This is a genomic window from Micromonospora sp. NPDC000207 (genome assembly GCF_040300925.1).
Taxonomy (GTDB): domain Bacteria; phylum Actinomycetota; class Actinomycetes; order Mycobacteriales; family Micromonosporaceae; genus Micromonospora.
The window spans coordinates 1-14,240 of sequence record NZ_JBEPEQ010000129.1 but is presented as its reverse complement, the minus strand read 5'-3'; the positions used below and the strand labels follow the sequence as shown (position 1 = coordinate 14,240).

General features: G+C 71.0%; 11 protein-coding genes and 1 pseudogene. 6 read left to right on the top strand and 6 right to left on the bottom strand.

Features of this window, described 5'->3' with window-relative positions:
• The 4 genes from ABT336_RS23875 to ABT336_RS23860 all read left to right on the top strand — a co-directional run.
• The coding region (locus ABT336_RS23875) for an RsmA family anti-sigma factor (RefSeq protein ID WP_502891248.1) at nt 1-619 on the top strand (619 nt) is incomplete at its 5' end.
• 194 nt (nt 620-813) lie between these two features.
• Nucleotides 814-1,764 carry a thioredoxin-disulfide reductase gene (trxB, locus tag ABT336_RS23870; protein ID WP_350899248.1) on the top strand — a complete coding sequence of 317 codons (951 nt, stop codon included), beginning with the start codon at nt 814-816 and terminating at the stop codon, nt 1,762-1,764.
• Between the two features lie 33 nt (nt 1,765-1,797).
• Entirely contained in the window at nt 1,798-2,121 is a 324-nt protein-coding gene (trxA, locus tag ABT336_RS23865; protein WP_350899246.1) for a thioredoxin, read from the top strand.
• 278 nt (nt 2,122-2,399) lie between these two features.
• On the top strand, nt 2,400-3,572 hold the full coding sequence (locus tag ABT336_RS23860; protein ID WP_350899244.1) for an N-acetylmuramoyl-L-alanine amidase: 1,173 nt from the start codon (nt 2,400-2,402) through the stop codon (nt 3,570-3,572).
• Nucleotides 3,573-3,605: 33 nt separating this feature from the next.
• Here the strand turns inward: ABT336_RS23860 and ABT336_RS23855 are convergent, their stop codons facing one another.
• Entirely contained in the window at nt 3,606-4,265 is a 660-nt protein-coding gene (locus ABT336_RS23855) for a GNAT family N-acetyltransferase (protein ID WP_350899242.1), read from the bottom strand.
• A 396-nt stretch (nt 4,266-4,661) separates the two neighbouring features.
• On the opposite strand from ABT336_RS23855, the gene ABT336_RS23850 reads away from it, so the two are divergent.
• Together ABT336_RS23850 and ABT336_RS23845 are read left to right on the top strand one after the other, a co-directional pair.
• Nucleotides 4,662-5,975 (top strand): aminotransferase-like domain-containing protein, encoded by a 1,314-nt coding sequence (locus ABT336_RS23850; protein WP_350899240.1) that lies wholly within the window; start codon nt 4,662-4,664, stop codon nt 5,973-5,975.
• Between the two features lie 38 nt (nt 5,976-6,013).
• Entirely contained in the window at nt 6,014-6,994 is a 981-nt protein-coding gene (locus tag ABT336_RS23845) for a D-alanine--D-alanine ligase family protein (RefSeq protein ID WP_502891247.1), read from the top strand.
• 353 nt (nt 6,995-7,347) lie between these two features.
• Here ABT336_RS23845 and ABT336_RS23840 read toward each other — a convergent pair.
• The 5 genes and pseudogenes from ABT336_RS23840 to ABT336_RS23820 form a co-directional block, all read right to left on the bottom strand.
• Nucleotides 7,348-7,954, bottom strand: a pseudogene (locus ABT336_RS23840) (hypothetical protein); the annotation flags it as partial.
• A gap of 1,596 nt (nt 7,955-9,550) precedes the next feature.
• Nucleotides 9,551-10,639 (bottom strand): ParB/RepB/Spo0J family partition protein, encoded by a 1,089-nt coding sequence (locus ABT336_RS23835; RefSeq protein WP_350899236.1) that lies wholly within the window; start codon nt 10,637-10,639, stop codon nt 9,551-9,553.
• A gap of 40 nt (nt 10,640-10,679) precedes the next feature.
• Nucleotides 10,680-11,687, bottom strand: a complete 1,008-nt coding sequence (locus ABT336_RS23830) for a ParA family protein (RefSeq protein WP_502891249.1) — start codon at nt 11,685-11,687, stop codon at nt 10,680-10,682.
• Nucleotides 11,688-12,557: 870 nt separating this feature from the next.
• Nucleotides 12,558-13,295 carry a 16S rRNA (guanine(527)-N(7))-methyltransferase RsmG gene (gene rsmG / locus ABT336_RS23825; protein ID WP_502891246.1) on the bottom strand — a complete coding sequence of 246 codons (738 nt, stop codon included), beginning with the start codon at nt 13,293-13,295 and terminating at the stop codon, nt 12,558-12,560.
• A gap of 115 nt (nt 13,296-13,410) precedes the next feature.
• Nucleotides 13,411-14,004 carry a Jag family protein gene (locus ABT336_RS23820; protein WP_350899234.1) on the bottom strand — a complete coding sequence of 198 codons (594 nt, stop codon included), beginning with the start codon at nt 14,002-14,004 and terminating at the stop codon, nt 13,411-13,413.
• Nucleotides 14,005-14,240: the final 236 nt, after the last annotated feature.

The window sequence follows — 14,240 nt, the reverse complement described above, 5'->3', positions numbered from 1 at the left end:
CCGGACCCCCCGTGGTGCGGCGGGGGGCGGCACCGGGCCGGGGCGTTCCCGACGGCGGCGGTGGGCCCGCCTGGCCGGTCCCGTCGCGGTGGCAGTGGTCTCCCTGGCCGCCTTCGGCCTCGGCGTCAACCAGTGGGGTACGAGCGCAGGCAGTCAGGACGGGGCAGCCACCTCGGCCGGGGACCGACCTGCGCCGGAGGCCGCCGGACCGATGGTGGGACCGATGTCCACCGCCCCGTTCCTCCTGGTCGCCGAGCCCGGACGCAACAGCGGCACCGACCACACCCGGCAGGGGCTGGCGGATCGGGGGGTCGGCCCGGCCGGCGTGGCCGACTCGGGGCTCAGCGCCACCGACCAGCGGGAGCCGACAGTCCCCGACGAGTTGGCCCGGCTCGGCGGTCGGCCGGCCCTGGAGGCCTGCCTCGCCGCGATCGTCACCGAGCACGCCTTCGCCCCGGTCACCGTGGAACGGCTCGACTACGCCGCCTTCGAGGGCCGACCGGCCCTGATCGTCGAGTTCGTCGACGCCACCGGTGAGCGCTGGGCGTGGGTCAGCGGCCCCGGATGCGGTCTGACCGGCTCCGGCACAGACACCCGCTACCGGACCCGGGTAGGGTGAGGTCGCCGTCATTCCGGCGGTGACCTTCACGTGACGTGACCCACCGGCTGTCCGGTTGGGGAATCCCCGATTCGTACGATGGCGTTCTGCAAGTCAGCCGCCGGCGTCGTTGAACCGTCGGCACACGAATCGGCACCCCCTGCGGCGTTGGGTCGCTCGCCGGCGGTGGCGACGAGACACATCGGGAGACGGCAGTGGAAGAGGTCCGTAACCTCATCATCATCGGCTCCGGGCCGGCCGGTTACACCGCGGCGGTGTACGCCGCCCGCGCCAACCTGAAGCCCCTGGTCATCGAGGGCGTGCAGTCCGGCGGAGCACTGATGACCACCACCGAGGTGGAGAACTTCCCCGGCTTCGCCGACGGCATCCTCGGCCCCGAGCTGATGGACAACATGCGCAAGCAGGCCGAGCGGTTCGGTGCCGAGTTCCTCACCGACGACGTGACCCGGGTCGAATTGGTGGACACCGGAGCGGCCGGGTCCGACGCCACCAGCACCGCCTGGGTGGGCGAGCGGGCGTACCGCGCCCGGTCGGTCATCCTGACCACCGGCTCCGCGTGGCGTCCGTTGGGTGTCCCCGGCGAGCAGGAGTACCTCGGCCACGGCGTGTCGTCCTGCGCCACCTGTGACGGGTTCTTCTTCCGCAACCAGCACATCATCGTGGTCGGCGGCGGTGACTCGGCGATGGAGGAGGCGAGCTTCCTGACCCGGTTCGCCGAGTCGGTGACCATCGTGCACCGGCGCGACTCGTTCCGGGCCAGCAAGATCATGGCCGACCGGGCACTGAGCAACGAGAAGATCAAGGTCGAGTGGAACACCGTGGTCGAGGAGGTCCTCGGCGCCGACGGCAAGGTCAGCGGGGCCCGGGTCCGCAACGTGCACACCGGTGAGAGCAAGGTCCTCGACGTGACCGGTGTCTTCGTGGCGATCGGCCACGACCCACGCAGCGAGCTGTTCCGCGGCCAGGTCGACCTCGACGACGAGGGGTACGTCAAGGTCGACGCGCCCAGCACCCGGACCAACGTTCCCGGCGTCTTCGCCGCCGGTGACCTGGTCGACCACACCTATCGACAGGCGATCACCGCCGCCGGGACCGGCTGCGCCGCCGCGCTCGACGCCGAGCGGTTCATCGCCACCCTGGGCTGAGAAAACCGAACCTGATCCCGGAGGAGGGGCACAGTGGGAGCAACGAAGGCGGTCACCGACGCCAGTTTCGTCAGTGACGTGTTGAAGTCCGACAAGCCAGTACTTGTGGACTTCTGGGCCGAGTGGTGCGGTCCGTGCCGCAAGGTGTCGCCGCTGCTCGAAGAGATCGCGGGCGAGATGGGTGACCAGGTCACCATCGTCAAGCTCAACATCGACGAGAACCCGGAGACGGCCCGCGCGTACCGGATCATGTCGGTGCCGACCCTGACCGTCTTCAAGGGCGGCGAGCCGGTGCAGTCCATCGCCGGGGCCAAGCCGAAGGGCGAACTGGTCCGACTGATCCAGTCGGCGCTCTGACCAGGGCGGACCCGAACGAACGCAGAACCCCCGTCGCCCCTGAGGGGCGGCGGGGGTTCTGCGTCGGCAGCCGGTCGATGACCCGCGCCTCGTGGGCCGGGACCAGCCACGCCGCTGCCCGCCCGGCGGGTGTCGACGCATCACGGCAACCCACCTCGCCCGGCCCGGCACCGGGATACGCTCCCTAGGCAGCCGCAACGAGGCAGGCTCTCGGCGGCGTCCCGGTCCGTCGACCACCGCCGCCCGCCCGGTCGGCGTCCGCGCAGAGGGGGTCGTGCGTGCGTCCGATCCGACCCGGTGACCGGGGATCCGCAGTACGGGAGATCCGCGCGGTCCTGACCGGCCTCGACCTGCTCGCCCCGGCCGACGGACGCAACTGCGACGAGTTCGACGCGACCACCGAACGGGCGGTACGCGCCTTCCAGCAGTCCCGAGGGCTCAGTGCCGACGGATGGGTCGGTGAGGAGACCTGGCGGGCGCTGGACGCGGCCCGCTGGCGGTTGGGTGCCCGGACCCTGTACCACGCCGTGCCCGAGCCGCTCACCGGCGAAGACGTCCGTTCGCTCCAGGAACGCCTGCTGGAGATGGGCTACGACGTGGGCCGCGCCGACGCCGTCTACGGGCTGCGGACCTCCCGGGCACTGGCCCAGTTCCAACGTGAGGTGGGGCTGAAACCGGACGGGTCGTGTGGACCGCACACCATGGGTGCGCTGCGTCGACTCGGCCGCAAGGTGATCGGTGGACGCCCCCAGTGGCTACGCGAGTCCGACGCCATCCGCCAGTCCGGTCCCACCCTGGTCGGCCGGACCGTCGTCATCGACCCCGGGCACGGCGGCACCGACCCCGGCGTGGTGGTGCCGGACGGTCCCCTGCACTGGACCGAGGCCGAGCTGGTCCACGACCTGGCCAGCCGGTTGGAGGGGCGGCTGGCCGCCTCCGGGGTGCGGGTGCACCTCACCCGAGGTCCGGCCCCCCGGGCCTGCCTGCCCGACACCGACCGGGCCGAACTCGCCAACTCCCTCGGCGCGGACGTGTTCATCTCCCTGCACACCGACCGGCACGCCAACCCGGAGGCGGAAGGGGTGGCCACCTACCACTACGGCACCGACAACGGGGTGACCTCCGCGACCGGGGAACGCCTCGCCGGCCTGGTGCAGCGGGAGATCGTGGCCCGGACCGGTCTGCGGGACTGCCGTACCCACGCCAAGGGGTGGACCCTGCTGCGGTTGACCCGGATGCCGGCGGTACGGGTCGAGGTCGGCTACCTGACCTCGCCCACGGACCGGTCGCGCCTTGTCGATCCCCGGTTCCGCGACCGGGTGGCCGAGTCGATCGTGGCCGGGGTGCAGCGGATGTACCTGCCGATCGAGTTGGACGTCCCGACCGGCTCGATCGACGTCAGCGAGCTACGGGCTGCGGTGGCGGCGCGTACGCTGCTCAACCGCGCCTGAGGTCCGGCTTCGGCTCAGGGTGGCGGCTTCGGCTCAGGTGGAGCTGGTGGCCGGGGCGGGGCGGACCGGCCGCAGCAGGGTCTCCGGGCTCATCGACCCGAGGAGCTTCTCCAACGCGTACTCGACGTCGGACTTCCAACTGAGCGCGGTCCGCAGCTCCAGCCGCAGGCGGGGGAACCGGGGATGCGGGCGGACCGTCTTGAAGCCCACCGAGAGGAAGAAGTCCGCCGGTGCGACACACCCGTCGGCCCGGTCGCCGTCGTCACCGAACTTGGCGTCCCCGAACGCCTCGATCGCCTTGATCCCCCGCTTGGTCAGGTCCCGTGCGACGCCCTGCACCAGCATCCGCCCCAGGCCACCACCGGCGAAGGCGGGCACCACGTGCGCGGTCGTCAGCAACGCGGCGTCGGCGGAGACGGGGGAGGTGGGGAAGGCCATGGACCGGGGCACGTACGCCGGTGGCGCGTACATCACGAAACCGGCAGGCATCCCGTCGACGTAGACGAGCTTCCCGCAGGAACCCCACTCCAGCAGGGTCTGGGAGACCCACGCCTCCTTCTCCAACCCCGGGTCACCCGCCGCGCAGGCCCGGTCGGCGGAGACCGGATCGAGTTCCCAGTGCACGCACTGCCGGCACGGGCGGGGCAGGTCTTCCAGCGTGTCGAGGGTCAAGCTGACCAGACGTCGCGACATTGCACATCCTCACCTCGGGCTGGGAGGTGTGACCGGCACGGTCCGATGCCCCGTCGACCGCGCGGCGGCCGACGGAATGCCGCCGCTTTCCCCGCCCCCGACAGGCGATGGTACGCCGTCGACCGCCGACGTGGGAGTGAACGCGCGAACCCGTGGACGCCGTGACGAGGCTGCCGGTCCGGCGTAGGGGGCCCGCCACCCAGGTCACAGCCTTCGCCGTCACCGCCTCCCGACGTACGCAACCGGGGTCCGGGATGTGGACGATCGGGTGGGTGGGGGCGTGCATCAGGCCTCGACCGGACTACCATCAACCAACCGGTGCCCTGCGCCATGGTCACCGACCCCCCGGGTATCCGGGGCACGGGGAGCCACCCGAGAATCGATCGAGGTGATGTCATGACCGGCACGACGCTCGACGACTACACCGACCGGTACGCCCGGCGGGTCCAGGGCATGACGGCCTCGGAGATCCGGGCCCTCTTCGCCGTGGCGAGCCGCCCCGAGGTCGTCTCCCTCGCCGGCGGAGCCCCCTACATCGCCGCGCTGCCCCTCGACGCGGTCGGCGAGATGCTGGGCAAGCTCGGCGCGGAACACGGCACCACCACCCTCCAGTACGGCATCGGCCAGGGCACCCTGGAGCTGCGGGAACGGATCTGCGAGGTGATGGCGCTCTCCGGCATCGACGCCGCCTGCGGTGCCTCACCCGAGGACGTGGTGGTGACCGTCGGCGGTCAGCAGGCCCTCGACCTGGTGGCCCGACTCTTCCTGGACCCGGGTGACGTGGTGCTCGCCGAGGGCCCGACCTACGTCGGCGCACTCGGCGTGTTCCAGGCCGCCCAGGCCCAGGTCGTGCACGTGCCGATGGACTCCGACGGGCTGATCCCCGAGGCGCTCGAAGTGGCCATCGCCGACGTGGCCCGCTCCGGCCGCCGGGCCAAGTTCCTCTACACCATCCCCACCTACCAGAACCCGGCCGGGGTGACCCTCAGCGAGGAGCGCCGGGAACGGGTGTTGGAGATCTGCGAGCGGGCCGGACTGCTGGTGGTCGAGGACGACCCGTACGGTCAGCTGGGTTTCGAGGGTGAGGCACCGCGCCCGCTGCGGGCCCGCCGCCGCGACGGTGTCTTCTACCTGAGCACCTTCTCCAAGACCTTCGCCCCGGGCCTGCGGGTCGGGTGGATCCTCGCTCCGCACGCCGTGCGCGACAAGCTGGTCATCGCCAGCGAGGCCCAGATCCTCTGCCCCAGCGCCTACGCCCAGGCGGCGGTCTCCACCTACCTCGGCACCATGCCCTGGCGGGAACAGCTCAAGGTCTACCGCGAGGTCTACCGGGAACGCCGGGACGCCCTGCTGGCCTCCATGACCGACCTGATGCCCGCCGGCACCACCTGGACCACGCCGGCCGGGGGGCTCTTCGTCTGGGCCACCCTGCCCGACGGGCTCGACGCCAAGGCCATGATGCCCCGGGCCATCACCGCCCGGGTCGCCTACGTGCCGGGCACCGGTTTCTACGCCGACGGCTCGGGAGCCGGGAACATGCGGCTGAACTTCTCCTTCCCACCGCCCGAGCGGATCCGGGAGGGCGTACGCCGACTGGCCTCGGTGATGGAACAGGACATCGCCATGCGCAGGATGTTCGGCCCCGTCGGCGACCAGGGCCCACGTCGTGGGCGGGCCGGTGCCGACACCCCCGGTCCAGACTTGGCATGATGCCCGGCATGAGAGCCGACTCTGCCGAAGGGTCCGTCGTGACCGAGCCCCCCACCGGTTCCGCCGACGCCACCGACCTGCACGTGTTGATCCTGGCCGGCGGTCTGTCGCACGAGCGGGACGTGTCGTTGCGGTCCGGACGTCGGGTCCTGGCCGCGATGCGCTCCGCCGACGTCCAGGCCGAGCTGCGCGACGCCGACGTCGCACTGCTGCCGGCGTTGACCGCCGACCCGCCCGACGCCGTGGTCATCGCCCTGCACGGCGCCACCGGGGAGGACGGGTCGCTGCGCGGGGTCCTCGACCTCTGCGAGGTCCCCTACGTCGGCTGCGACGCCCGTTCCGCCCGACTCGCCTGGGACAAGCCCTCGGCCAAGGCGGTGCTGCGCGAGGCCGGCATCCCCACCCCGGACTGGGTCGCCCTGCCCCACGACCGCTTCTCCGAGTTGGGCGCGGTGGCGGTGCTGGACCGGATCGTGGACCGGTTGGGGCTACCGCTGATGGTCAAGCCGGCGCAGGGTGGATCCGGTCTGGGTGCCGCAGTGGTCAGGGAGTCCGCCGCACTCCCGGCCGCGATGGTCGGATGCTTCGCGTACGACACCACAGCCCTCGTCGAGCGGTACGTCGCCGGGATGGACGTGGCAGTCTCCGTCGTCGACCTGGGCGACGGTCCCCAGGCCCTGCCGCCGGTCGAGATCGTGCCCCGCAACGGGGTGTACGACTACGCCGCCCGGTACACCGCAGGCCGTACCACCTGGCACACCCCGGCCCGACTCGACCCGAAGGTGACCCGGGAGGTCTCCGACGTGGCCCTGGCCGCCCACGCGGCGCTCGGCCTGCGTGACCTCTCCCGGGTGGACCTGATCGTGGACGGCGACGGGCACCCGCACGTGCTGGAGGTGACGGTCTCCCCCGGCATGACGGAGACGTCCCTGTTCCCGCTGGCCGTCCAGGCCGCCGGCCTCGACTTCGGTCGGGTACTCAAGACGCTCGTGACGCAGGCTGCCGCCCGGCACCCCTGAGCCCCACCCGCAGGTCCGGCCGCTCTCTCCCTGCTCCTTGCCGCCCTGGTTCCTGCCGCCCTGCTCCTTGCCGCCCTGGTTCCTGCCACCGTTCCTACGCTTGCCGTCGGGCTCGTTCCTGCCGTCCGGGTGTCCCTGTTCGGCCGTCCCTACGCCTGCCGCGGGTGTCCCTGTTCGTGCCGCCGTTCCTGTGGCTGTCGTCAGGCTTGTTCGTGCCGTCCTGCCGTCACCCCTCGGTCTGTTCCGCGCGTGTCACTCCCGGGACCCGGTCCGTGGGTCCTGCTCAGGCAGTTCGTCTGCCGCCTCGATCACCGACGCCGGGTCCTCGTCGTCCTCCGTACCGCCGGGGGAGGACGGGGCGGCGGCCAGACTCGACGGTGCCTGCCACTGGATCCGGGGCGGCTCGGCCAGGGGCCGGCCCTCGAAGTCGGCCAGCCAGGCCGCCACCAGGGCGAGATTCTCTCGCCACTGTCCCTCCGAGATGGGCGGCAGGATCGAGTCCCAGAGGGAGAGGAAGGTCCCCCTGAGCTGGAGCCGCCCGTACGGCCTGGCCAGGAACCACATGTGGAAGTGGGCGGACCCGTCTCCCCACCGGTTCACGTGCACGCGGGCGACCCCGTCCAGCGACCGGATGGCACGCTCCAGGCGTACCGTCATCACGCCCAGCTCCGCCGCGAGCAGGTTCGGCAGGTCACCGAGGTCCAGGTGGGACCGCGATTCCAGGATGAGGACCATGGGCAGGCCCGTCGGCCGGTCCATCGCCCGGACCCGCCACCGTTCACCGACCCAGATGTACGCGTCGTCAGGCGCCTCGCAGGCGGTGCACTCGCCACTGCCCTCCCCCTTACGGGGAGGTTCCTCCGACACCGGGTCGTCGAGGTTCTTGACCCTCAACTCGCCATCGAAGGGAAAGGAGGGCCACTGGGTGAAATCCGGAACCGCGGGGGGAGTGTCGGGCACGACGCTGACCCTAACCGAGTCCGGGGGCGCTGTCCCTACCCCGGATTCCTCGATCTTCGGCCAGGACGGGCGACCCCCGGAGACCCGGTTGTCCACAGGTTGCTGATCCACCAATACACAGCGTCGTCCACAGGCACGCACCGCAATTGACGCGCGGTTTCACGTGAAACGAGTCAGCCTGTGGAAAACTCCTGTGGATAACTTCACGGCCGATCCGAGGTCTTCATCCCCACCTCGACCCGACCTCCGTACGCCCCGAGTTCTCGACCCGAGCGCCGCCTACCCTCCGCCCCTCAGGCTGACGGCGAAGGGCCTCCTCTCGCCGGGAAGCGCGTGGCCTTTGAGGGTTGGCGGTTCTCGTTTCACGTGAAACGAGACTGCACCTAACCGCCCGAGCACCACCACCCGATGCCTTTGGTTCACCTCGTCCCTCCTCCTTCATGACGGCGTCCTTTCTCCTTCATGACGGCGATCGGTGCAGTCCGGTCGGATTACCTGAACGTCGTCTGTCCGCCCGTCGGCCCGCCCGCCCGTCTGTCCGTCGGCCCGCCCGCCCGTCTGTCCGTCGGCCCGTCTGTCCGTCGGCCCGCCCGACCCGCCCGACCCGTCCGTCCGTCCGACAGCCCTCGGGACGCCAGGACCGCCACCCCGGTCACCCGGGTCATACACCGACTGGGATTGGGCGGACCTACCTCGGGCGGATGGACCCAGCGCGCCCGAGCCTGGGTTGAACGGCCTCGGGTGGATGGACCAACACGTCGAACCTGGGTTGAACGGCCTCGGGTAGATGGACCCAGCACGCCGGACCTGGTTGCACGGCCTCGGGGGGATGGACCCAGGTGGACGGTCTCGGGTGCACGGTGGATGACCTCGGGTGCACGGACCGCCAGAGAACAGCCTCGTGGCTGGACCTTCGGCGCACGGATTCTCGGTGATCAGCCTGGCGTCGGACGGTCTCGGGGGGCTGGGGGTGCAGGACGGCTGGGGGGGCTGGGGGTGCAGGGGGCTGGGGGTGCAGGGGGTGGGGGGCTGGGGGTGCAGGGGGACGCTGCGGGCACTGTCCTCCATGCCTCGCTGAACCGGGTCGGGCGAACGGGGTTGGCCTGCCTCGACTGAAGAGTGACAATGACGAGACGTAGTTCTGCCAGAGTCATGATCGTTGGCTGTTGACCTAGCCGACACGCCGGAGAAGGTGTCGGTTAAGGACTAACGATCACGAGCCGCCAGGTCCGGTACGCGGGGAGAACGACTTCGGGTCCGTTTCACGTGAAACGGACCCGAAGTACAGCAGTCAGAACTGCGTCGGTGCCCCACCGCCGGAGTCCGGCCGCCCTCGATCGGCGACGCCCCCAGGTCCCCACGGCCCCAGTCCCAGCGACTCCCCGCCTCGGCGGTAGTTGGGATCCCTCGGCGGGGGTTGGGATCCCTCGGCGGGGTTGGAATCCCTCGACCGGGGGTTGAGATTGCTCGGCCGGGCTGGGATTGCTCGGTGGGGTTGGTGCTTTGGCAGGGCCGGCGGCCCTTCTGGTGGGGACAGCCACGCGGGATCCTGGTGCCAGCCGGGCCCGCGCGGACCCCGGTGACCTTCATGCAGGGCTAGTCGTCGTGCTCCGCCGGCTCCACCCCGATGATGCCGACGATGCGTTCCAGGTCGTCCACCGTCGCGAACTCGATGGTGATCTTCCCTTTGCTCCGACCGATGTCCACCTTCACCCGGGTGTCGAATCGGCCCGAGAGCCGATCGGCGAGGTCGGTCAGTGCGGGGGCGTGCGGCTTGGGACGCCGGTTCGGCGAGGACTTCTTGCTCTCGGCGTCGGTGAGGGCCAGTGCGACGATCTCCTCGGTCGCTCGGACCGAGATGCCCTCCTGGACGATCCGCAGCGCCAGCTTCTCCTGTTCCTCGGCCTCGTCGAGGCTGAGGAGAGCCCGGGCGTGTCCGGCCGACAGGACCCCGGCAGCGACCCGCCGTTGGACGGGGGCGGGGAGGTTGAGCAGCCGGATGGTGTTGGAGATCTGCGGGCGGCTTCGGCCGATCCGCCGGGCGAGCTCCTCGTGGGTGGCGCCGAACTCCTCCAGCAGTTGCTGGTAGGCGGCGGCCTCCTCCAGCGGGTTGAGGTTCGCCCGGTGGATGTTCTCCAGCAGGGCGTCGCGGAGCATGTCGTCGTCGCGGGTGTCCCGGACGATGGCCGGGATGTTCTCCCGCCCCACCGCCTGGGCGGCCCGCCACCGCCGCTCACCCATGACGAGTTCGTACTTCTCCTCGTCGAGCTGTCGGACGACGATCGGCTGGAGGAAACCGACCTCCTCGATCGAGGTCTTCAGCTCCTCCAGGGCGTCCTCGTCGAAGACCTGGCGCGGCTGTTTGGGGTTCGGCACGATCGAGTCGACCGGGATCTCGGCGAAGCGCGCCCCGGGAACGGGGCTCAGCACCACCTCGGGCTCGGGCTCGACCGGCGGGGCGGAGGGCACCGCCGACACCGACGGTTCTCTCGCCGGAACCACCGGGGAGGCGGGCTCGCTGCCGGGGATGCCGACCCCGTTCTGGTCGGCCGTTCCGTTCAGCCCGTCAGGTGGGGCGGTGTCGTCGTCCTGGGTCGGCAGCACGGTGGCCGGTGGCTGCGCCGGACCGGTGGGGATGAGGGCACCGAGTCCACGGCCCAGCCCACCACGAGGACGGTTCTTCATGCGATGTCTCCCAGCGACCTGTCCGTACCGAGCTTGCGGCTCACCGGTTCTCCTTGACCCCACGCTCGGCGATCTCCTGAGCGGCTTCGAAGTAACTCGTCGCCCCTCGTGATCCGGGATCGTAGGTCATCACGGACTGGCCGTAGCTCGGTGCCTCGGAGACACGCACGTTCCGGGGGATGACCGCCTGGAGCACCTTGTCTCCGAAGTGGTTGCGGACGTCCTGCTCGACCGCGTCGGCCAGCCGCGTACGCCGGTCGTACATGGTGAGCAGGATGGTGGAGACGTCGAGCGTCGGGTTGAGGTGCTGGCGTACCAGGTTGATGTTGTTGATCAACTGGTTGAGCCCTTCCAGTGCGTAGTACTCACACTGGATCGGGATCAGCACCTCCTGCGCGGCCACGAGGGCGTTGACTGTGAGCAGTCCGAGCGAGGGCGGGCAGTCGATGAAGACGTAGTCGAAGTGTCCGGGGTAGGCGGCGATGGCCCGGACCAACCTGGACTCACGGGCGACCACGGAGACCAGCTCGATCTCGGCACCGGCCAGATCTATTGTCGCCGGCACGCACCACAGGTTCGGGATGCCCTCCACCCCCTGGGCCACCTCCGCGAGGGGGACGCTGTCGATCAGACAGTCGTACACGTCCGGAACGCCGGTGTGGTGCGGGACGTTGAGCCCGGTCGACGCATTGCCCTGCGGGTCCAGGTCGATGACCAGGACCCGGTTCCCGTGCAGGGCTAGCGCCACCGCCAGGTTCACCGTGGTCGTGGTCTTACCCACGCCGCCCTTCTGGTTCGCGACGCACATGACCCGAGTCCGTTCGGGCCGAGGCATCGTCACCTCGCCACTCGGATTAAGGATCTGCACGGCGCGCATCGCCTCCATAGCCAACGGTGGATCATCCTCTTCGCGCGTCGGGGTTTCACGTGAAACGTACGCGGTCTCGACGGCTTCCGTCGCCCCGTACTCTCCGGCGGGTGTGATTCTCGGGTCGATTTCCGGGACCGGCGTCGCCGGATCGGGCGGAGCCGGGATCGCCCCCGGAATGGCATCCTGCCCGACTCCTTCGTCGCCCGGCCCGGCAGGGGCCGGTGACTGGTGATCGGGGATCAGCGGGAGGTCGTGGCCGGTGGCCGGAGCGGACTCCCGACCCGCACTCCCGACCCGCGGATCCCCGGCCGTTTCACGTGAAACGGAGGACCGTGTTTCACGTGAAACGGAGCGCCCTGCCAGACGGCGTTCCTCCGGCGAGCCGATCGCCGGGCCGTCATACCTGCCGTCGTCATGCACCTGTCATCCCTGCCCGCTTCGGATGGTCGGTCGGCACCCCGTCAACTGGTTCACGCGTCCGCGTCTCCCCAGCCCGTAGCTGGGAGTGGCCGTCGGAATCCCACCAACCGGCACCCGACCGCTCCACACTAACGACGTCCGGTCAGCCTACGGCGCACGGGCGCAACGGGTCCATGTCGAGTTGAGCACCCCTCGGCATCCAGCGGCCATCCGCCGGTGGCCCGTCCGACGCACCACCACGCTCGTGCGCAGGCGTACGCCTCCAGTGCGGCCCGGCGCCACCCACAATGGGTTAACGACCGCCCCGCCCGGCAGAAAGGCCACCAGCCCCACGAATTGGACGGCTCGACCCGAGCCTCTTCAGGGAGCGGCAGGCTGTCAAAGGGAGCGGCAGGCTCTTCAGGAAGCAGCAAGCTTCCTCGGGGGTCCAATGGGCTCTTCAGAAAGCGACGTGGCCGCCCACCAGTGCGGCGACGAGACGGGAGGGCAGTCGAAGCGGCCGGGTAGCGCGGCGGGACGGCGGCCGAGACGGGACGGCAGCGCGGCGGGACGGCGGTCGCGGGGTGAGCGGAGGGACAGCGGTCGCGGGGTGAGCGGAGGGACCGCGAGGGTCACCTCCGCTCAGCGTCAACGACTCCGGTTGCGGCCGCCACGCCGCGAGGACCGGGCTCGCTTACCGGGCGGGGCCACCACCCGCTCCCGCACGATCTCCACCACTGTGGTCGGTTGGTCGATCAACCCGACCCCGCACCGGTGCAGCTCCGGTTCACCCCCACCGAGTCGCGCGACCACCGTGGCGTGCTCGGCGATCTCCTCGGCTGCGGAGCTGCCCTTCATCGCCATCAACCGACCGCCGGGACGGGCCAGGGGGAGGCACCACCTGGCGAGCCGGTCCAGGGGGGCGACGGCCCGGGCGGTCACCACGTCACCCGCCGGGGCTGCGTCCTCGCCGCCGGCCGTGACCTCCTCCGCCCGTCCGCGGAGCACCCGGACCTGTCGGTCGAGACCGAGACGGGTCACCGCCTCGTCGAGGAAGGCGGTACGCCGGGCCAGCGGCTCGACGAGCGTCACCGCGAGATCGGGGCGGGCGATCGCCAGGACCAGGCCGGGGAGTCCGGCCCCGGAGCCGACGTCGACGACTGTCGAGTCCACGGGGATCCGCTCCGCGACCACTGCACAGTTGAGCAGGTGGCGGTCCCAGATCCGGGGAGCCTCCCGAGGGCCGATCAGCCCGCGTACCACGCCGTCGGTGACGAGTAGTTCCGCGTACCTGACGGCCAGGTCCAACCGGTCGGCGAAGAGGGTGACGGCCGCGTCGGTGAGTGCCGTCGGCAGCGCCGCGTCAGCCGTCGAGGGGTGGGTCACCGGGGGACCGTCGGCGGGTCCGGTCGGCTCGTCGACGTCGACACGCCGCGGCCCGGGTGGAACGTCACCCGGGCCGGACGCGGCTGCCGCCGCCCTGTCTTCGTACGCCACCAGGTCAGTCCGCCGGCCGGACGACGATGCGCCGGTTCGGCTCGACGCCCTCGGACTCGCTCTCCACCCCGGTCGCCGCGTTGACCACGTCGTGGACGCACTTGCGCTCGAAGGCGGACATCGGCTCCAGGCGTACCGCCTCGCCGTGCTCCTTCACCTTCTCCACCGCGTTGCGGGCGACGGCGGCGAGTTCCTTGCGCCGGTTCGCCCGGTAGCCCCCGACGTCGAGCAGGAGGCGGCTCGGGGTGCCGGTCTGCCGGAAGACCGCCAGCCGAGCCAGCTCCTGAAGCGCCTCCAGGGTGGCCCCACGCTGACCGACCAGGCTCTGCAGCTGGCCCCCGACCACCTCGACCATCGGCCGGTCACCCGAGACCAGCTCGTCGATGTCGCCGTCGTAGTCGAGGATGTCGAGCAGACCCTCGATGTAGTCGGCAGCGATCTCGCTCTGCCGGAACAGCTCGCTCTCGGCCGGGGCCTTCTTCTCCCGTGGCCCCGCCTCGACCTCAGTCTCGTCGGTTCCCTCGGCACCGTTGCCGTCGATCGACGCGTCCTCGGTCTCCGGGGACTCCTCGGTGCGGGGAATGCTGGTGTCGGTCACGGTGTCATCTCCGTACTCGCTCGGTGCGGACCTTCGGGTCCGTTGGTCTCCCGGGGCCGGCAGGAGGATGCCGCTGCCACGGGCAGGTCTGTGTCTCCGGGCGTCCCGCCCGGGGCCGCGCTGGGCGTGGCCGGGGTGTTCCTTCCGGCGCCGGCCGTACGGCGGCTGCACGGATCGGAGCCGGGCGGGGCGCGGGGGGGGGCGGGGCGGGGGGGGGGCGCGGGTCTTTTGAGGGG

What these genes read in the sequence shown, in the direction of transcription:
- ABT336_RS23835 (WP_350899236.1), bottom strand. Translation starts at nt 10,639, where the DNA reads ATGAAGAACCGTCCTCGTGGTGGGCTGGGCCGTGGACTCGGTGCCCTC.
- ABT336_RS23855 (WP_350899242.1), bottom strand. Translation starts at nt 4,265, where the DNA reads ATGTCGCGACGTCTGGTCAGCTTGACCCTCGACACGCTGGAAGACCTG.
- ABT336_RS23850 (WP_350899240.1), top strand. Translation starts at nt 4,662, where the DNA reads ATGACCGGCACGACGCTCGACGACTACACCGACCGGTACGCCCGGCGG.